General features: G+C 66.5%; 16 protein-coding genes and 1 tRNA gene. 7 read left to right on the top strand and 10 right to left on the bottom strand.

Going from position 1 to position 18,486, the window contains the following annotated elements:
* Positions 1-54 precede the first annotated feature (54 nt).
* The 8 genes from QMX96_RS21875 to QMX96_RS21910 form a co-directional block, all read right to left on the bottom strand.
* Positions 55-1,740, bottom strand: a complete 1,686-nt coding sequence (locus tag QMX96_RS21875) for a thiamine pyrophosphate-binding protein (RefSeq protein WP_282362398.1) — start codon at positions 1,738-1,740, stop codon at positions 55-57.
* Between the two features lie 27 nt (positions 1,741-1,767).
* Positions 1,768-2,964: an FAD-dependent oxidoreductase gene (locus QMX96_RS21880; RefSeq protein WP_058540334.1), complete on the bottom strand. Its 1,197-nt coding sequence runs from the start codon at positions 2,962-2,964 to the stop codon at positions 1,768-1,770.
* A gap of 33 nt (positions 2,965-2,997) precedes the next feature.
* A complete protein-coding gene (locus tag QMX96_RS21885; RefSeq protein ID WP_043864051.1) occupies positions 2,998-3,810 on the bottom strand; it encodes an NAD(P)-dependent oxidoreductase in 813 nt (270 codons plus the stop codon).
* A gap of 33 nt (positions 3,811-3,843) precedes the next feature.
* The gene (locus QMX96_RS21890; protein ID WP_043864052.1) at positions 3,844-5,046 is read right to left on the bottom strand and encodes an aminotransferase class I/II-fold pyridoxal phosphate-dependent enzyme; all 1,203 of its coding nucleotides are present in this window, start codon (positions 5,044-5,046) and stop codon (positions 3,844-3,846) included.
* Positions 5,047-5,049: 3 nt separating this feature from the next.
* The gene (locus QMX96_RS21895) at positions 5,050-6,702 is read right to left on the bottom strand and encodes a hydantoinase B/oxoprolinase family protein (protein ID WP_236171901.1); all 1,653 of its coding nucleotides are present in this window, start codon (positions 6,700-6,702) and stop codon (positions 5,050-5,052) included.
* 40 nt (positions 6,703-6,742) lie between these two features.
* The gene (locus QMX96_RS21900) at positions 6,743-8,818 is read right to left on the bottom strand and encodes a hydantoinase/oxoprolinase family protein (RefSeq protein ID WP_054914337.1); all 2,076 of its coding nucleotides are present in this window, start codon (positions 8,816-8,818) and stop codon (positions 6,743-6,745) included.
* Between the two features lie 160 nt (positions 8,819-8,978).
* The gene (locus QMX96_RS21905; RefSeq protein WP_282362399.1) at positions 8,979-9,737 is read right to left on the bottom strand and encodes an SDR family oxidoreductase; all 759 of its coding nucleotides are present in this window, start codon (positions 9,735-9,737) and stop codon (positions 8,979-8,981) included.
* Positions 9,730-10,479, bottom strand: coding sequence for an SDR family oxidoreductase (locus tag QMX96_RS21910; RefSeq protein WP_043864056.1), 750 nt, complete (start codon positions 10,477-10,479; stop codon positions 9,730-9,732). The genes QMX96_RS21905 and QMX96_RS21910 overlap by 8 nt, the downstream gene beginning before the upstream one ends.
* A gap of 97 nt (positions 10,480-10,576) precedes the next feature.
* Between QMX96_RS21910 and QMX96_RS21915 the strand changes: the two genes are divergently transcribed.
* Together QMX96_RS21915 and QMX96_RS21920 are read left to right on the top strand one after the other, a co-directional pair.
* Positions 10,577-11,179, top strand: coding sequence for a TetR/AcrR family transcriptional regulator (locus QMX96_RS21915; protein WP_054914335.1), 603 nt, complete (start codon positions 10,577-10,579; stop codon positions 11,177-11,179).
* A 5-nt stretch (positions 11,180-11,184) separates the two neighbouring features.
* The gene (locus QMX96_RS21920) at positions 11,185-12,414 is read left to right on the top strand and encodes a DUF3422 domain-containing protein (RefSeq protein ID WP_282362400.1); all 1,230 of its coding nucleotides are present in this window, start codon (positions 11,185-11,187) and stop codon (positions 12,412-12,414) included.
* A 153-nt stretch (positions 12,415-12,567) separates the two neighbouring features.
* On the opposite strand, the gene QMX96_RS21925 is transcribed toward QMX96_RS21920, so the two are convergent.
* Positions 12,568-12,642, bottom strand: a tRNA-Gln gene (locus tag QMX96_RS21925).
* Between the two features lie 124 nt (positions 12,643-12,766).
* A complete protein-coding gene (locus QMX96_RS21930) occupies positions 12,767-13,807 on the bottom strand; it encodes a GlxA family transcriptional regulator (protein WP_229590272.1) in 1,041 nt (346 codons plus the stop codon).
* Positions 13,808-13,983: 176 nt separating this feature from the next.
* On the opposite strand from QMX96_RS21930, the gene QMX96_RS21935 reads away from it, so the two are divergent.
* The 5 genes from QMX96_RS21935 (at position 13,984) to QMX96_RS21955 (ending at position 18,459) form a co-directional block, all read left to right on the top strand.
* Positions 13,984-15,774, top strand: a complete 1,791-nt coding sequence (locus tag QMX96_RS21935) for a thiamine pyrophosphate-requiring protein (protein WP_282362401.1) — start codon at positions 13,984-13,986, stop codon at positions 15,772-15,774.
* Between the two features lie 225 nt (positions 15,775-15,999).
* Positions 16,000-16,473 (top strand): hemerythrin domain-containing protein, encoded by a 474-nt coding sequence (locus QMX96_RS21940; protein WP_043864060.1) that lies wholly within the window; start codon positions 16,000-16,002, stop codon positions 16,471-16,473.
* 185 nt (positions 16,474-16,658) lie between these two features.
* Positions 16,659-17,240, top strand: coding sequence for a hypothetical protein (locus tag QMX96_RS21945; protein WP_116053692.1), 582 nt, complete (start codon positions 16,659-16,661; stop codon positions 17,238-17,240).
* A complete protein-coding gene (locus QMX96_RS21950; protein ID WP_078481157.1) occupies positions 17,240-17,668 on the top strand; it encodes a phage holin family protein in 429 nt (142 codons plus the stop codon). The genes QMX96_RS21945 and QMX96_RS21950 overlap by 1 nt, the downstream gene beginning before the upstream one ends.
* A complete protein-coding gene (locus tag QMX96_RS21955) occupies positions 17,665-18,459 on the top strand; it encodes a DUF3618 domain-containing protein (protein WP_116053689.1) in 795 nt (264 codons plus the stop codon). The genes QMX96_RS21950 and QMX96_RS21955 overlap by 4 nt, the downstream gene beginning before the upstream one ends.
* Positions 18,460-18,486: the final 27 nt, after the last annotated feature.

The raw sequence follows: 18,486 nt of genomic DNA on the forward strand, positions 1-18,486 counted from the left end.
CGCAGGGGAATGGGGGAAACGGCGGGAGGCAGACCCTGCCCCCCGCCTGGAGGGTCAACGCGACGCCAGGGCCTTTTCGCGGATCTGGCTGAGGGTCATGCGCGGGGTCAGCGCCTCGGGATCGATCTGCACCTCGATCAGCGCCGGCTTGCCCGACGCCTCGCAACGCTCGAACGCACCCGCGAACTGCTCGGTGGCGCTCACCGTTTCGGCATGCAGGCCATAGGCCCGTGCCAGCGCGGCGAAGTCGGGGTTGTGCAGGTCGGTACCCGACACCCGCCCCGGGTAGCTGCGCTCCTGGTGCATGCGGATGGTGCCGTACATGCCGTTGTTCACCACCACCACGATGACCCGGGCGTCATAGTGCGCGGCAGTGGCCAGCTCCTGGCCGTTCATCAGAAAGCAGCCATCACCGGCGAACGCCACCACGCTGCGCTGCGGCGCGGTGAGCTTGGCCGCTATCGCCGCCGGCACGCCATAGCCCATCGAGCCGTTGGTGGGCCCCAGCAAGGTGCGAAACGCCTGGTGCTGGTAGCCGCGGTGCACCCAGCCGGTGTAGTTGCCGGCACCGCAGGTGATGATGCTGTCGGCGGCCAGGTGCTGGTTGAGCCAGGCGATCACCTCGCTCATCTGTACCGCGCCGGGCGAACGCGGGCATTCGAAGTTGGCCCGGTAGCCGCTGTTCAGGCGCTGTACCCACTCGGCGAACGCCTGTGGCTTGGCCGGCGCCAGCGCCGCCAGTTGCGCGGCGATGGTCGGCATGCCGGCGTTGATCGCCAGGGTCGGCTGGTACACCCGGCCCAGTTCCTCGATGCCGGGGTGAATGTGCACCAGCGCCTGCCTGGGCACCGGAATGTCCACCAGGGCATAGCCGCCGGTGCTCATCTCGCCCAGGCGTGCACCGATCACCAGCAGCAGGTCACTGCTTTTCACCGCCTCCACCAGCTCGGGGCCGGCGGCAAGGCCCAGGTCGCCGGCGTACTGGGGCAAGGTGTTGTCGAACAGGTCCTGGCAGCGGAACGAAGCCGCCACAGGCAGGTTCTGGGCCTGGATGAAGCGCCGCGCATCGGCCACCGCCGCGGCGGTCCAGCCGCCACCGCCCAGCACCACCAACGGGCGCTGTGCCTCGCCCAGCAGAGCCTGCAGGCGCTGCAGGTCGGCAGATGCCGCCGCCGCTTCGATCCGCCGGGCCGGGCCGGCATCGGCCACTGCCACCCGATCCGTCAGCATGTCTTCGGGCAGGGCCACCACCACCGGGCCGGGGCGGCCGTTGGTGGCGCGGTGGAACGCCTGGCTGAGCAGCTCGGGCAGGCGCGCGGCATCGTCGACCTCCACCACCCACTTGGCCATCTGGCCGAACATGCGGCGGTAGTCGATCTCCTGGAAGGCTTCGCGCTCCACCTGGTCGCGGGCCACCTGGCCGATGAACAGGATCATCGGCGTGGAGTCCTGGAAGGCGGTGTGCACGCCGACCGAGGCATTGGTCGCCCCCGGCCCGCGGGTGACGAAGCAGATACCCGGCTTGCCGGTGAGCTTGCCGTAGGCTTCGGCCATGTAGGCGGCGCCGCCCTCCTGGCGGCACACGATCAGCTCGATGTCGTCCCTGGCATCGTGCAAGGCATCGAGCACCGCCAGGTAGCTCTCGCCGGGCACGCAGAACGCGCGTTCCACGCCATTGATGCGCAAGGCATCGACCAGCACCTGCCCGCCCGTGCGCAGCCCGTTGTTGTCAGTGTTCATCTTGTTGTTCTCCATCAGGCGGCGCGGTCAGATGACCGAGTCTTCCAGGAAAGGACGATTCTCGATCACCCGTTGATAACTCAGGGCACTCAGGTCCAGGGTGCGGTAGCCCCCGTAGATGATCAGCTCGCTCAGGCCGCGGCCGATGGCCGGTGCCTGCTGCAGGCCGTGGCCACTGAAACCGTTGCAGAACAGGAAGTTGCGCACCTGGTCATGGGGGCCGACGATGGCGTTGTGGTCGAGCACGCAGAAGTCGTAGTGCCCGGCCCAGGAGTTGACCACCTTGATCGCCTCGAACGCCGGCACACGCTCGGCCAGCACCGGCCACACCTCTTCCTCGAATTCGTCGTGCATCACGTCGAAGTCGCTGAAATCCACCTCCGGGTCGTGGCGTGGGTAGGTGCCGCCCAGGTACAGGTGGCCTTCGGGGCGGAAGAACACCCCGGTGGGGTCGATGGTCAGCGGCACGGTGCCGGGCAGCGGCGTATGGCAGTCGAACACGAACAGCGAACGGCGCCGCGCCTCCACCGGAATGTCCAGCCCGGCCAGGCGCGCCACCTGGCGTCCACGGGTGCCGGCGGTGTTGACCAGCTGGCCACAGCCGATCAACTGGCCATCGCCCAGGCGCACACCGGTGATCACATCACCCTCGCGCAGCACCTGGACCACTTCGTTCTCGACATACTCCACGCCCAGGCTGCGGGCCTTTCTGCGAAAGCCGTTCATGATCCCGTAGTTGTCGAACCAGCCCTCGTCCCTCTCGCCATAGGTGCCGCCGGCCAGGCTGTCGGGGTTGACCCACGGGAAGCGGCGGATCAGCGCCTCGGTGTCCAGCAACGTGACGTCGGCACCGTTGTCCAGCTGGGTCTGGTGCAGACGCTTGAGCACGTCGAAACCCTTCTGGTCGGCCAGGAACAGGTAGCCGTTCTCCTTGAAGGCCAGGTCGGGCCTGTCGCCATTGACCGCCATCAGTTCGGGGAAGTCGCGGATGAACTGCGCGCCAAAGCGCGAGATCTGGATGTTGATCGGGTTGGAGAACTGCACCCGGATAGAGCTGCTGGACAACGCCGTGGCCGATTGGGCATAGGTCCAGTCGCGCTCCACCACCAGCACCGAGCCGGTGAAGTCCGGGTTGCTGGCCAGAAAATACGCGGTGGCGCTGCCATTCACCGCACCGCCGACGATCACCACATCGTAATGCTGCTTTGTTGCTGTCGAAGCCATGGCTGGGGTCTCTTCAAAAGTGCTCGGAAAAGGTCATTTCGGGTCTTCGAAGTGGCCGGCGCCGGCGAAGTTGCCGCCGTGGTAGCGCGCCGCCGGCTCGTTCGGGTCCAGCGGCGGGTGCTCGGCCAGGACCTTCTCGCGGTAGTCGTCGGCGCTGTCCCTGGGCACGTAGCCGAGGGAGGACGCCAGGCGGTTGTCCCACAGGGTTTCGCGGTTGTCGGACATGCCGTACACGATCATGTGGCCGACCCGTGGCGCCAGCAGCGAGCGCTCGCACAGCTGCGCGAAGTCGGCGAACGACAGCCAGGTGGCGAGCATGCGCCGGTCCAGCGGCTCGGGGAACGAGGAGCCGATGCGCAGGTTCACCGACTCGATGGCGAACTTGTCCCAGTAGTAGCGGCCCAGGTCCTCGGCAAAGCACTTGCTCACCCCGTACAGGCTGTCGGGGCGGTGCGCTGCGCTGGCGTCGATGGTTTCGGTGCGGTCATAGAAGCCGATGGCGTGGTTGGAACTGGTGTAGATCACGCGCTTGACGCCATGCTGGCGCGCCGCTTCATAGATGTTGTAGGTGCCCACGATGTTGCCGTTGAGGATCGCCGCGAAGGTGTCCTCCACCGGCACGCCGCCGGCATGGATGATGGCATCCACGCCCTCGGCCAGCGGCAGCACATCGGCCAGGTTGCCCAGGTCGCAGCGCACCAGTTCTTCGTGCGGCGCGGCGCTGCCCATGTCGGCGATATCGGTCAGGCGCAGCTCGTCGGCAAAGGCCTGCATGTGCTTGCGCAACACGCTGCCCAGGCGGCCGGCTGCACCGGTGATCAACAAACGTTTGAACGGCTTGCTCATGCTTGAAACCTCGTGAAAGTCGGTTTGTCGTGACTAGGCCAGCGCCGCGAACGCATCGCGCAGCTGCCCCAGGGCCTGCTCCAGCTCCTGGCGCGAGGTGGCGAACGACAGGCGAATGTAGGGTTCGAGGCCAAAGGCCGAGCCCGGCACCGTGGCCACCTTGCCCACCCGCAGCAGGTAGCTGGCAAGGTCGGCGTCGGTTTCGATCACCTGCCCGTCCGGTGTGCGCCTGCCGATGAACGCGGCGCATTGCGGGAAGGCATAGAACGCGCCCTCGGGCATCTGCAGGCTCAGCCCCTCGATGGCCGCCAGGCCCTCGACCACCAGCGCTCCTCGGGCCTGGTACTCGCGATTGGCCTGGCGCACGAAATCCTGCGGGCCATTGAGCGCCGCAGCAGCCGCCAGTTGCGAAATGGTCGACGGGCAGGTGGTGGTCTGTGACTGGGTCTTGTTCATTGCCACGATCAGCTCGCGTGGCCCGGCCGCATAGCCCAGGCGGTAGCCGGTCATGGCGTAGGCCTTGGACACGCCGTTGATCAGCAAGGTGCGCTCGCGCAGGTGCGGGCAGGCGCTGACGAACGACACGAACGGCTGCCTGCCCAGCACGATGTGCTCGTAGATCTCGTCGGAGATCACCAGCACCCGGGGGTGGCGCTCCAGCACGGCGCCCAGGGCCGCGAACTCTTCACGGCTGTAGATCGCCCCGCAGGGGTTGTTCGGCGAGTTCAGCATCAGCCAGCGGGTACGCGGGGTGATGGCGGCCTCAAGGCGCGCGGCATCCAGCTTGAAGCCGTGTTCGGCGCCGCACGGCACCACCTTCGGCACGCCGCCGTTGAGCATCGCCATGTCGGTGTACGACACCCAGTACGGCGCTGGCGTGAGCACTTCATCGCCCTGCTCCAGGGTGGCGAGAAACGCATTGAACAGCAGCTGCTTGGCGCCATTGCCCACGCAGATTTCGTCCAGTGCGTAGCGCAGGCCGTTTTCCCGCTCGAACTTGTCGACGATGGCCTGGCGCAGCACCTCCAGTCCATTGGGCGCGGTGTAGTGGTTGTTGCCCTCGAGCATCGCCTGGTGCGCGGCCTCGATCACGTGGGCCGGGGTGTTGAAGTCCGGTTCGCCCAGGCTCAGGTTGATCACCGGCTCGCCCTTGGCCAGCATCTGCTTGGCCAGCACCGATACCGCCATGCTCGGCGAGCTTTTCACCGCCCGCACACGGGCACTCTGAAAGTCCATGGGTCAGCCCTCCTGGCCGGGTTCGAAGGCGTAGTCGTCGCGTGCCTGGCTGGCACTGATGTAGCCAAAGCGCAGGTCGCGCGCCACCTCGTGGCGTGGCCGCTGGCGCGGGTCGCCGTAACCGCCGCCACCCGGCAGGCGCAGCACCAGGCGCCGATCGGCCGGCACGAACTGCTGGCCCTTGCCGCGCAGCAGGGTGCCGTCGTCCAGGCCCACGTAGCCCTGGGCCCCCTCCTTGCCCCCCTCGAGCCCACGCGCCGGGTACTGGATGCGGTCGAACATGGCGCTGAAGCGGAAGCTGTAGCCTTCGGCGGCCGACACCTCGATTTCCTGGCCCAGGCCGCCGCGCAGCAGGCCGGCACCTCCAGAGCCTTCGCGCAGTTCCTTGCGCCACACCACCACCGGGCCGGCCTGTTCGGTGGCTTCCACCGGCATGGTGTGCACGCCGCTGGGGAACGCGGTGGCGCTCAGGCCGTCCATGCCGGAGCGCGCGCCCATGCCGCCGCTGTTGAACATCAGCATCTCGGCGTTGCGCCCGGTCGGGTTGCTGTCCAGCGGGCGCACGCTCAGGTGCAGGTTCCACAATGCGCTGGCGCCCTCGGCCGGCACCTGGCCGGGCAGGCACTTGTGCAGCGCACCCAGCACCAGGTCGGGCACGAAGTGGCCCAGTACATGGCGTACCGATACCGGCGCCGGGTGCTTGGCATTGAGAATGCAGCCTTCGGGCGCAGTGACCGCAAAGGGCTCCAGCGAGGCGCTGTTGTTGGGGATCTCAGGCGCCACGATGCACTTGAGCCCGTAGCAGGCATAGGCCTTGGCGTAGCCCAGCGGCACGTTGATGCCGAACTGGCTCATGCCCGAGGTACCGCTGAAGTCGGTGAGAATGCCGTCCGGGCCCACCGTCAGGGTCACCGCCAGCGTCACCGGCACGTCGTAGCCGTCCAGGGTCATGCTGTTGTGGTAGGTGCCATGGGGCAGCGACTTGAAGCATTCCAGGGTGGCGCGGCGACTGTGCTCCAGGATGAACCCGCCGATGTGCTCCAGGTCGTCCAGGGCAAACTCGTCGAGCATGCTCAGCAGGCGTTTGTGCCCGGTCTCGTTGCAGGCCGACAGTGCGTAGAAGTCGCCGACCACGCGGTCGTTCTCGCGCACGTTGTTGCGCAGGATGTTGATCAGGTCGCGGTTCACCTGGCCGCGCTCGAACAGCTTCATGATCGGGATGAACAGGCCTTCCTCGTACACCTCGCGGGCATCCGGGCCGAAACCGCGCCCGCCGATGTCCACCACGTGGGCGGTACTGGCGAAGTAGCCGATCAGCCGGCCCTTGTAGAACGAGGGCGAGACGATGGTGATGTCGTGCAGGTGCCCGGTGCCCTTCCACGGGTCGTTGGTGACGTACACGTCGCCTTCGAAGATGTTGTCCGGGCCGATGTCGTTGATGAAGTGCACCACCGCCTCGGCCATGGTGTTGACGTGGCCGGGGGTGCCGGTAACGGCCTGGGCCAGCATGTTGCCGGCGCGGTCGAACACCCCGGCCGAGAGGTCGCCGGCTTCGCGTACGCTGGTGGAGAACGCGGTGCGGATCAGGGTCAGGGCCTGTTCTTCGACCACCGACACCAGGCGGTTCCACATCACCTGCATTTGAATATCGATCATTGTTTCGCTCATGGGTTATCGCCTTCCAAACGAATGCGGCTTAGCGCCGGACGACCAGCAGGCAGCCGTCGGGCTGGACCGTGGCGGTGAACGAGGACGACACGAAGGTCGAGGTTTCGCGCTCGGCGATGATCGCCGGGCCATCGATGCGCGCACCGGCCTGCAGCGCTTCGCGCTGGTAGATGCCGGCATCGACGAAACCGCCGGCGACCACGTCGAACACCTGGCGACGCGCCACTTCGTGGGCGCGGTGCGAGGCCTTGACCTGGCTGGCCAGCGCCACGGGCGGCAAGGGCGAACTGGCCTTGACCGACCAGCTGACGATCTCCACGTCCGGGCCTTCGATCGGGCGGCCGAAGAACACGGTGTAGGCCGCCTCGAACAGCGTCTTGAACTGCGCCGTGTCGCTGTTGCTGAAAGCCTTGAACGGCAGGCTCACGGGGATCTCCCAGCCCTGGCCGACGTAGCGCATGAACGCGGTGCACTCCATCTCCGGCTCGCCCTCGGGCATGCCCTGGCGCAGGAAGCCCAGGGCCTCGGCCTTCATGTCGTCGATCAGTGCATTGACCTGCCCCGCCTCGAACTCGGCCAGGCGCACGAAGGCGCTGCGTACCGCTTCATAGCCGAACGGCGCACGCAGAAAACCGATGGCCGACCCTACCCCGGCGCCGGCCGGCACCAGAAAGCGCGACACACCCATCTTTTCGCACAGACGCGCAGCGTGCAGCGGGCCACCGCCACCAAAGGTGATCATGGTGTAGTCGGCAATGTCCTTGCCGCTCTCCACCGCGTGCACCCGGCCGGCGTTGGCCATGTTCTCGTCGACCACTTCGCAGATGCCGAAGGCGGCGGTGCGCGGGTCCATGCCCAGCGGCTGGCCTATCACCCGGTCCACCGCGCTGGCGGCATTGTCGACCGACAGGCGCAGCGCGCCGCCGGCGAAATTGTCGGCATCCAGGCGGCCCAGCAGCAGGTTGGCATCGGTGATGGTCGGCTCAAGGCCACCGCGGTCATAGCAGGCCGGGCCCGGCTCGGACGCCGCGCTGTGCGGGCCCACACGAATCTGGCGCATGCTGTCGATGCTGGCGATGGAACCGCCGCCGGCGCCGATCTCGACCATCTCCACCACCGGGATGGAAATCGGCATGCCGCTGCCCTTCTTGAAGCGGTAGGTGCGCGCCACTTCGAAGGTCTTGGCGGTCTTGGGCACCTGGTTCTCGATCAGGCAGATCTTGGCCGTGGTGCCGCCCATGTCGAACGACACCACCGCGTCGAGCGCGTATTTGCGCGCAATGTCGGCGGCGAAGATCGCCCCACCCGCCGGGCCCGACTCCACCAGGCGCACCGGAAACTCGGCGGCGCTCTGCACCGAGATGATGCCGCCGCCGGAATGGATCATGAACACCGGGCAATCGGCGCCGGCGGCCTTGAGGGTGATCACCAGGCGGTCCAGGTACGACTTGATCAGGGGTTTGACGTAGGCGTTGGCGCACACGGTGTTGAAGCGTTCGAACTCGCGCATCTGCGGCGAGACTTCGCTGGAGATCGAAATCGACAGGTGTGGCAGGCGCGCCTGCAGGGCGTCGCGCAACAGGCGCTCGTGGGCACCATTGATGTAGCTGTGGATCAGGCCGATGGCCACGCTCTGGTAGTCGCCCTCGCCGATGCGCTGCACCAGCGCGTCGATATCGGCCTGTTGCGGGGCGATCAGCACGTTGCCGCGTACGTCCAGGCGCTCGCGCAGGGTGTAGCGGTGCTCGCGCTCGATCAGCGGCGGTGGCAGCGCAATGTTGATGTCGTACTGCTCGAAGCGGTTTTCGGTGCGCATCTCCAGCGTGTCGCGAAAACCTTCGGTGGTGATGAACGCAGTGCGGGCGCCGCGGCGCTCGATCAGGGCATTGGTGGCCAGGGTGGTGCCGTGGATCAGTTGCTCGATATCCGACAGCTTCAGGCCTGCCGCGTCGACGACCGCCTGCACGCCCGTGAGGATCGCACGCTCGGGCAATGCGTAGTCCGTCAGAATCTTGGTCGAGTGCAACACCCCGCCGACATCCAGCGCGATATCCGTAAAGGTCCCACCTATGTCCACGCCGACTCGGCATGCTGTAGCAGTCATCGTCGTTCCCCTGAATTCTTGTGCTTGTCACACCCGACTGGTTGGCGGGTTTAATGTAAGTTATATGTTGTCTTACAGGCGGTCAAGCACTAACACCACGCTTTTCCACCCTCGCCCGGGCTGGCGTGCCGATGCGCCGTGCGCACCGGCACCGCCTGCCTCAGCCGAGCGTCTTGACCATCCGCGCGCCGCCCACGGCCTGGGCCGTGGGGAACACCTCCAGACGCGAAACGTCCACCTGCTCGGGCAGGCGCAAGGCCGCCAGCAGCAGATGGGCGATGTCCTCGGGCATGATCGAGGCGTAGCCGTCATACAGCTCGCTGCCCGCGGCCTGCATGCCCATGGCGGTGCGGTACAGCTGGGTCTGCACGCGACCCGGGGCGATTTCGGTCACCCGCACCCCGCTGCCCAGCAGGTCGCAGCGCAGCGCGTCGCAGAACAGGCTGATGCCGGCCTTCGACGAACCATACACCGCCGCCCCGGGGTGCGGCGCACGCCCGGCACTCGAGCCGATGAAGAACAGGTGGCCATGGCCGCGCTGCACCATGCCCGGCAGCACCTGACGGGTCAGGTGCAGGGGCGCCTTGAGGTTGATGTCGAGCATGGTGTCGATCTCGGCCGGGTCCATGTCCTGGAACGCGGCGCGGCTCGACAGCACCCCGGCATTGTTGACCAACACGTCCACCGGGTACTGGCTCAGCACCTGGGCAAAGGCGTCGGCCTGGCGCACGTCGGCCTCCACCGTCACCACGCCCTGCTCCTGGCCCAACGCCTGCAGCGCCTCACGGCTGCGGCCCACGGCAATCACCTGCAGGCCGGCATCGCGCAGGGCCAGCACGATGGCCTTGCCGATGCCGCTGGTGGCACCGGTCACCAGTGCACAGCGGTAGGACGCCGGTAATGCGGCTGCTTCAGGCATAGATATAACCCCCGCTGACAATCACGTTCTCACCCGTGGCATAGCTGTTGCGGCTGCTGCCCATCATCACGATCCATTCGGCGATCTCTGCAGGTTCCGCCGCGCGGCCCAGCGGGTTGGCGGCGGCCAGCTCGCCGAGAAAACCCAGCTGGCGAGCGCGCTCGGTGGCAAAGCCGGCCGGCGCCACCGAGTTGACCAGGATCTGGTCCTTGGCACAGGCCTGGGCGAAGGATTTGGTCAGGCTCACCACCGCCGCCTTGGTGGCGGCATAGTGGGCGTTCTGCGGGTGCGCCTTGAAGGCGTCCACCGAGGTCACGTTGACGATGCGCCCGGTCACCTGCGGCGCCGCGACGAAGCCCTGCATGTGGCGCACGGCGGCGACCATCATGTGGTAGGTGCCCTTGATGTTGACCGCGTTTTCCAGGTCCCATTCTTCGTCGGTGATCTCGAAGATGTCCTGGCGCGGGTAGATCGCCGCGCTGTTGACCAGGCAGTGCACCCGCCCCAGTGCCTCGACGACCTGCCCGAAGGCTGCATGGGCGCTGGCCTGGCGCGAAATGTCCGCCGCCGCCGTGGCCACCTCGCAATCCAGGGCGCGCAAGGTGCTTGCCGCCTCGGCCATCAACTGCTCATTGCGATCGATCAAGCCGATTTTTCGTGCCCCACGCTTGACCATCAACCTGGCGGTTTCCAGGCCCAAACCCGAAGCCCCGCCAACGATTACGACCGTCTGACCTTCCATAACCACCTCCGCGCATTAGTCTTTACGTAAGATGCCTGTTGTCTTACATTTGGTCAAACCGAATTTGCCCCGCTCGATGCCCTTACAGGACTGCGCCATGCCCGCTGCCGCTACTGCCTGCTCGCCCCGGGACCGTCTGCTCGACGCGGCCACCGAACTGTTCGCCACCCGCGGCTACCAGGCCATCGGCCTGCGCGACCTGGCCAGCCATCTGGGCCTGCGTGCCGGCTCGCTGTACCACCACATCGAGAACAAGCAGTGCCTGCTGTTCGAGCTGATCGAGTCGACCCTGGCCGACCTGGTGTTCGACACAAAACGCTGCATGAAAGGCGCCAGAACCCCCGAAGAGCGCCTGCAGCGCTTCGTCCAGGCGTTTGTGCGGTTCAACCTGGCACACGCCCATCGCGTGCAATTGGTGACTCGCGAGTACGTCAACCTGTCCCACGAACAGCAGTTGCAGATCGACGCGCTCAACCGCAGCCATGCGTCGATCCTGAGCGGCATCATTGCTAGCGAGTGTGCACGCGACGGGCGCCAGGGAGGCGCGATCGGCCTCGTCACCCATGCCGTCATCGGCATGCTGTACGGGCATGCGCAGTGGCGCGGGGTGCAGGTCAGCGAACAGGGCCTGACCCAGGCCCTGATCACCTTCGTCACGGGCATCATCGAAAGCGCCAAGAACAATTCCAACATGGCCTGATCTACATGCACCCACAGCGCAAGACCTTGCACAACGAGCTGCACGCCCGCCCCTCGCTGTACTTCGACGAGCCCGCCCACGTCTACCACCTGGCCTTTCTCAGCGACGACGCACGTTGCGAGGCGCTGCTGCAGCAGTGCTGCCCGGAGCCGGTGAGCCCCGGCGCCGTGCAGGGCATCACCCGACTGCAAGGCCACGCCCTGAAATGGGAACGGCACGCCGAGTTCGTCACCCTCACCCTGGTGGTCACCACCACCGAGCAGACGCCGGCCTGGCAGCCCCTGCCCGCGCTGCTGATGGACAGGGTCGATGCCTTTTTGCCGTACCTGATCAATGCCGTGCAGATCATGGTGCACAACGACGCGGCATTTGCCGGCGAGCTGTCGCGCTACGGTTTCAAGGACCCGTGCGGCTCGTGCATTGGCGGGGGCGATGCGCGGGTATGGAGCGATTTTCGCCTGGGCGAGGACGGCACCAACCGCTTCCTGTTCGTCAACAGGCGCCTCAATGCCTACCGCCAGGGCCGCATGATCCGGCGCCTGCTGGAGATCGAGACCTACCGCATGATGGCCTCGCTGTCGCTGGACACCGCCAAGGCCCTGAGCGTGGAGCTCAATGCCTACGACAGAACCCTGGTGAGCCTGTCCGAGCGCAACGCCGACCCGCAGCCGGGCAACGCCAAGGCACTGCTGGGCGACATTGCCGGGCTGTCGGCGCAGATGGTGCGCAGCGCCGCGAAGACCCGCCACCGCTTCAGCGCCACCCAAGCCTATGCGCAACTGGTGTTCGAGCGCCTGGGCGAGCTGCGCGAAAGCCACCTGGGCGATTGCCAGCGGCTGGGTATCTTCATCGAACGGCGCTTCAAGCCCACGGTGCGCTACTGCGCCGTGACCGAACAGCGCCTGGACCAGCTGGCCAAGAGCGTGGCCAACCTGGGCGACCTGCTGCAGGCACGGGTGCAGGTGGAAATGGAGGAGCAGAACGCGGAGATCCTCAAGAGCCTGAGCACCCGCGCCGACACCCAGATCAAGATCCAGCGTGCAGTGGAAGGGTTGTCGATCATCGCCATCACCTACTACCTGCTCAACCTGTTCAAGCTGATCTATTCAGGCCTGATGGTGATGGGGCTGCAGGTCAGCGCACGGGACGCACTGCTGGGCATGGCGCCGCTGGCCATCGGCGTGCTGGGGTTGATTCTGGTGCGGGTGCGCAAGGTCAAGCACAACGATCACTAGCCCTGCGGCCAGCGTTTGAACCTGCGTTGCTTAAACCGAGCGCCATGGCCTGCAGCCTTGGCGCCGCTGGCCCGGCAGCGAAACGCAGCACGAACGGAAGCCGATCGCAATCAAGCAGCTTTTGATAGTTGGGGAAGGTTGATACGAGAAAAATGGCAGGGGCGGCTGGATTCGAACCAACGCATGGCAGGATCAAAACCTGCTGCCTTACCGCTTGGCGACGCCCCTGTGATGCAACTGGAAGCCCATGAAAGGCCTCGGCAGGAATGAGCGGAAATGTACCAACTTTCGCTTCGTCAGGGAAGCCCCCAACGATAAAAAATAACGAAAAAACAGGTGGTTACCGCATGGCTTACGGCATATCCGGCTTTTGCGGCCCATTCACGCAGCCAAATCGCGTCTCCTTCGACGGGCCGTACCCATAAAAAGAGGTGTAGCACTTGCTGAAATGGCTGGGCGAAACAAAGCCGCACGCCAGGGCCACATCGATCAATGCCAGGTCCGAGTGCTGCAACAACCGGCGACTCTCGGTAATGCGCAACTCCAGGTAGTAACGGACCGGCGTGGTCCCCAGCTGCGACTGGAACAGCCGCTCGATCTGACGCCGGGACAACCCCACATACTGCGCCAACTGCACCTGGCTCAGCGGCTCTTCAAGGTTGGCCCCCATCAGCTTGATCGCCTCGCGCAGCGGCGCACTCATGTTCTGGTGCACGGTCGGCTGCACCCGGCGAAAGCGCGAGGCCTCGTAGGCCAGGATATCGACCACGGCATCCACCAGGCCACGCCCATGACGCTGGCCGATCCATTCCAGCACCATGTTGAACGCCCCCGCCGGGCTGCCCGCCGTCAGGCGGTCTCGGTCCACCGTGTAGCTCTCCCCTGTCACCTGGCTATGCCTGGCCAGCTCGGCCAGCGCCGCACGGTTTTCCGGGTGCACCGCACACTGGTAGCCATCGAGCAGGCCGGCCTGGGCCAGAAACCAGGCACCATTCCACAGCCCCGCCAACGCCACCCCCGCCTGCGCAGCCCGTTGCAGCAACAGCGCCAGCTCCGGCAGCGGGCGCAGCACGGTGCGCAGGCCACCGCACACCACCAGCAGGTCCAGGCCTTCGAGCGTCTTCAGCCCCAGCGGCGCATCCGGGCAGATCACCAGCCCCAGGTCGCTGACCACCGAGGCACCGTCAAGGCTGAAGGTGGTGGTGGCGAAGGCATCGGCCTGGATAAGGTTGGCGGTGACCAGGGTATCGAGCGCCTGGGTGAAGGCCGGCAACGAAAAATGTTCGAGCAGCACAAAGCCCACCCGCGCCCGGGGCCCGCTGCCGTGACCCTGCCCGCCTACAAAACGCAGGTTCGAGCCCTGCAGGGCACCGCTGAACTGCCGCCGTTGCACCACGTTCTGCCTCTTCTGGTTGTTCTGGTAAAGCGTGCAGCGCACGCCGGGTGGCACGGCAATATGCCTTCAAATGCCCCCGCCGCGATAGTCGTTGCCACGCTCGACAGTTGAAACTTTCTGCGCGCGCGCCCGGTCCAGACCTCTGACTATCACTTGTAAACGTGAGGGATCGAATGACGACGACAGTGGGCGACTTCCTGGTTGAGCGGCTGTATCAATGGGGCGTGCGACGTATCTACGGCTACCCTGGCGATGGCATCAACGGCGTGTTCGGCGCGCTCGACCGGGCCCGGGGCAAGATCGAATTCATCCAGGCGCGGCACGAGGAAATGGCCGCGTTCATGGCCGCAGCCCATGCCAAGTTCACCGGCGAGCTGGGGGTATGCATCGCCACCTCCGGCCCCGGCGCCTCGCACCTGCTCACCGGTCTCTACGATGCGCGCATGGACCACATGCCGGTACTCGCCATCGTCGGCCAGCAGGCCCGCACCGCGCTGGGCGGCCATTACCAGCAGGAACTGGACCTGTTGTCGATGTTCAAGGACGTGGCCGGCGCCTTCGTGCAGCAGGCCTCCGAACCCTCCCAGGTACGCCACCTGATCGACCGTGCCGTGCGCACGGCGGTGGGCGAGCGCCGCGTCACGGCGGTGATACTGCCCAACGACCTGCAGGACCTGCCCTATAAAGAACCCGCCCGTGCCCACGGCACCCTGCATTCGGGCGTCGGCTACAGCAAGCCCAGGGTGGTGCCCTACGAGGCCGACCTGCAGCGCGCCGCCGACATCCTCAATGCGGGCAGGAAGGTCGCCGTGCTGGTTGGTGCGGGCGCGCTGAACGCCACCGACGAGGTCATCGCCGTGGCCGAAAAACTCGGCACCGGCGTGGCCAAGGCGCTGCTGGGCAAGGCCGCCCTGCCCGACGAACTGCCCTGGGTCACCGGCGCCATCGGCCTGCTCGGCACCGAGCCCAGCTACAAGCTGATGCAGGAGTGCGACACCCTGCTGATGATCGGCTCGGGCTTCCCCTACGCCGAGTTTCTGCCCAAGGAGGGCCAGGCCCGCGCGGTGCAGATCGACATCCAGCCCAACATGCTCAGCCTGCGCTACCCGATGGAGGTCAGCCTGGTGGGCGATGCGGCCGAAACCCTGAGCGCCCTGCTGCCGCTGCTCGACAGCAAGACCAGCCGCAGCTGGCGCAAGAAGGTCGAAGGCTGGCGCGCCCGCTGGGACAAGACCCTGGAAAAACGCGCACTGGTCAGCGCCAACCCGATCAACCCGCAGCGGGTGGTGCACGAGCTGTCCCCTCGGCTGCCCGACCAGGCCATCATCACCAGCGACTCGGGTTCGTGCGCCAACTGGTACGCCCGCGACCTGAAGATCCGCCGCGGCATGCAGTGCTCGCTGTCCGGCGGCCTGGCCTCGATGGGTGCGGCCGTGCCCTACGCCATCGCGGCCAAGTTCGCCCACCCCGAGCGCCCGGTGATCGCGCTGGTGGGCGACGGCGCCATGCAGATGAACAACATGGCCGAGCTGATCACCGTGGCCAAGTACTGGCGTCAGTGGCAGACCCCGAACTGGATCTGCGCGGTGTTCAACAACGAGGACCTCAACCAGGTCACCTGGGAGCAGCGGGTAATGGAGGGCGACCCCAAGTTCGAGGCGTCGCAGAACATTCCCGACGTGCCCTACCACCTGTTTGCCATCTCCATCGGGCTCAAGGGCATTTTCGTCGAGCGTGAAGATGACGTTGCCGCCGCCTGGGAGCAGGCCCTGGCCAGCGACTGCCCGGTGCTGATCGAGTTCAAGACCGACCCCAACGTGGCGCCCCTGCCGCCGCACATCACCGTGCAACAGGCGAAGAACTTCGCCACCACCCTGCTCAAGGGCGACCCCGACGAAGCCGGCGTGATCACCCAGACCGCCAAGCAGGTGCTCAGCGCGGTGCTGCCCAAGCGCAAGCGCTGATTGCATGCCCACGCCACTTCGCTGAGGCGGCGTGGGCGTGGGCAGTGTGCCTTCATCCAAACTGCATGATCCGGTGGCCGTTTCGGGCAATTTGCAAGCCTGACGCTGCCCATGCGCTGGCGACGCCGTTGATTCAACGAGGTTTTTCCAGCGGTGCAGGCTGGCATCGTTGATGCAACGACTACCGAGGCGAACACGCCACCGTACCCGCCACCGGAGATCACCATGAATGCCATTGAACTGCTCGAAGCCGATCACAAGCGCGTAAAGGCCCTGTTGGCAAAACTGAGCGCATCCACCGAGCGCGGCGTCAAGACGCGCACCCAGCTGCTTGCCGAACTGGAGATGGAAATCACCGTGCACACCGAGATCGAGGAGCAGATCCTCTACCCGGCGTTCAAGCAGGCCGGCGGCAAGGAACAGGACGTGATGTACTACGAGGCCAAGGAAGAGCACCGCACCGTCGACTCCCTGGTGCTGCCCGACCTCAAGACCACCGACCCGTCGACCCCGGAGTTCACCGGCCGCGTGAAGGTGGTGAAAGAGCTGCTCGAACACCATATCGAGGAAGAAGAGTCCGAGATGTTCCCGCAGGCCCGCAAGCTGCTGAAAAAGGCCGAACTCGAGGCCCTTGGCGAACAGATGCAGGCGTTCAAGGCCAACTACATGAAGGCCCTCAAGAATACCACCAGCCACTGACCCCTTCCCCAGGCCCGCCGCCGGGCGGGCCCGCCCCACCTTTGGTCGTGCCCTTGGCAGTCACCTGTCACTTGCCTTGAACTCTGCCGCCACGTCCATCGTCATCCGCCTGAGAGTCCGTAAAACAGTGCTTGGCAATCAGCGCAGTGTGCCCGGCGTTTATCCGAACGTAAGGGAGAACCACAATGAACGGGACTGATCAGTCGGCCCACGGCGACGCCTCGCAGTCGCCCCAGGGCACCCCGCAGGAACACCTGCACACCCTGGCCGAAGACGCCGGGGCATTGCTCGACGACGCCAGGGAACACGGCGCCAGACAGTACGAGCAGTATCGCGACCTGGCCGCCGAACAGCTCGACTCGCTGGTCGAAGGCGCCCAGTCGGCAGCCTCGGCCCTTGAAGGCAAGGATTCCCTCGGGCTGGCCCAGTACATGGCGCAACTGGCCAGCGGGCTGGGCGATTTTGCCGACCAGGTCCGCGACAACAGCATCGAGGACCTGGTGCACAAGGGCGCGCAACTGGCCCGCGACAACCCCACGCTGTTCCTGGCCGGCAGCGTCGCCATCGGCTTTGGCCTGTCGCGCTTCCTGCGCGCCAGCAGCAGCCACCCGACCGCGTCGGGCACCCCCACGCAGGCCTACGGTGCCAGCACGCCCTACCAGAGCTCGGTACCGCCGCTGCGCGACAACCCCGTGCCCGCCGACCCGCTCGGCCGCACCCTGGCCGATGGCCCCAACACCCAGGACAGCTTCAAGGGAGGTGTGTGATGGAACGCGACCCACTCGATACCCTGCCCCCCGCGCCACCGGGCGAGCACGACAACACCAGCATCGGCAGCCTGCTGCGCCAGCTCACCCGTGAAGTGCCCGAGCTGTTCACCAAGGAGCTGGCACTGGCCAAGGCCGAATTGCAACGCAGCCTGACCACCCTCAAGGCCGGTACAGCCGCCGTGGCCGGCGGCGCCATGGTGCTGCTGGCGGGCCTGATCATCCTGCTGATGGCGGCGGTGTACGGCCTGGCCTACGTGGTCGCGCCCTGGCTGGCGGCGCTGATCGTGGGCGCGGTGACCCTGGTCATCGGCTTCATGATGCTGCAGGCCGGCAAGAAGCAGTTCGACCCGTCCAACCTCACCCCTGACCGCACCCTGCATGCCCTGCAACAGGACAAGGACGCACTGAAGAGGAAAGTCTCATGAGCACCTCATTCGAAGCCGAATCGCACAAGAGCCCGGAAACCCTGGAGCAGGAGATCGACGCCAAGCGCGCCAGCATCAGCCACCTGGTGGACTCGCTGGAACACCGCCTCACCCCCGGCCAGCTGATCGACCAGGGCATGGCGTACTTCAAGGGCAACGGCGGCGAGTTCTTCCAGAACCTGGGCACCACCCTGAAGAACAACCCGGTGCCCACCGTGCTCACCGGCGTGGGCCTGGCGTGGCTGGCGCTGAACCAGAACCGCCCCTTCTCACCCGGCTCGCCGGCCTTTGGCGGCAGCGGCCTGGCCGACACGCTGGGCGACGCTGCCAGCGGCATCAAGGGCGCCATGGCCCAGGCCGGCGAGCACCTGCACCACGCCTCGGACGTGGCCCACGACAAGGCGCGCGACGCCGGCGACAGCCTGGGCAGCTCGGCCGACAAGGTGCGCCAGGCCGCGCACCACGCCAGCGACCGGGTGCAGGCCCAGGCCGCGCAGCTCAAGGGCCAGTTCGACCACCTGCTCAAGGACCAGCCGCTGGTGCTGGCCGCCATCGGCATCGCCCTCGGCGCGGCCCTGGGCGCGGCATTGCCCGGCACGCGCAAGGAGGACGAACTGATGGGCGAAACCCGCGATGCCCTGGCCGACAAGGTGACCCGCACCGGCAAGGCGCTGTACGCCGACGCCACCCAGGCCGTGCACAACGCCGACGCCAGCGCGCCGGCAGCTGCCGCGCAGGCCCCCCGCGAGGGGCCTGCCGACCTGTCCGACGGCCTGGGCTTCAGGCCCTGAGTGTCGCCCCGGCGCCCTGTGCGCCGG

The organism is Pseudomonas sp. PS01300, assembly GCF_029960155.1.
GTDB classification, from domain to species: domain Bacteria; phylum Pseudomonadota; class Gammaproteobacteria; order Pseudomonadales; family Pseudomonadaceae; genus Aquipseudomonas; species Aquipseudomonas palmensis.

Coding starts and splice junctions, on each gene's coding strand:
- QMX96_RS21950 (WP_078481157.1), top strand. CDS start 17,240: ATGGAACGCGACCCACTCGATACCCTGCCCCCCGCGCCACCGGGCGAG.
- QMX96_RS21935 (WP_282362401.1), top strand. CDS start 13,984: ATGACGACGACAGTGGGCGACTTCCTGGTTGAGCGGCTGTATCAATGG.
- QMX96_RS21910 (WP_043864056.1), bottom strand. CDS start 10,479: ATGGAAGGTCAGACGGTCGTAATCGTTGGCGGGGCTTCGGGTTTGGGC.
- QMX96_RS21885 (WP_043864051.1), bottom strand. CDS start 3,810: ATGAGCAAGCCGTTCAAACGTTTGTTGATCACCGGTGCAGCCGGCCGC.
- QMX96_RS21945 (WP_116053692.1), top strand. CDS start 16,659: ATGAACGGGACTGATCAGTCGGCCCACGGCGACGCCTCGCAGTCGCCC.
- QMX96_RS21915 (WP_054914335.1), top strand. CDS start 10,577: ATGCCCGCTGCCGCTACTGCCTGCTCGCCCCGGGACCGTCTGCTCGAC.
- QMX96_RS21880 (WP_058540334.1), bottom strand. CDS start 2,964: ATGGCTTCGACAGCAACAAAGCAGCATTACGATGTGGTGATCGTCGGC.
- QMX96_RS21895 (WP_236171901.1), bottom strand. CDS start 6,702: ATGATCGATATTCAAATGCAGGTGATGTGGAACCGCCTGGTGTCGGTG.
- QMX96_RS21875 (WP_282362398.1), bottom strand. CDS start 1,740: ATGAACACTGACAACAACGGGCTGCGCACGGGCGGGCAGGTGCTGGTC.
- QMX96_RS21940 (WP_043864060.1), top strand. CDS start 16,000: ATGAATGCCATTGAACTGCTCGAAGCCGATCACAAGCGCGTAAAGGCC.
- QMX96_RS21955 (WP_116053689.1), top strand. CDS start 17,665: ATGAGCACCTCATTCGAAGCCGAATCGCACAAGAGCCCGGAAACCCTG.
- QMX96_RS21900 (WP_054914337.1), bottom strand. CDS start 8,818: ATGACTGCTACAGCATGCCGAGTCGGCGTGGACATAGGTGGGACCTTT.
- QMX96_RS21890 (WP_043864052.1), bottom strand. CDS start 5,046: ATGGACTTTCAGAGTGCCCGTGTGCGGGCGGTGAAAAGCTCGCCGAGC.
- QMX96_RS21905 (WP_282362399.1), bottom strand. CDS start 9,737: ATGCCTGAAGCAGCCGCATTACCGGCGTCCTACCGCTGTGCACTGGTG.
- QMX96_RS21920 (WP_282362400.1), top strand. CDS start 11,185: ATGCACCCACAGCGCAAGACCTTGCACAACGAGCTGCACGCCCGCCCC.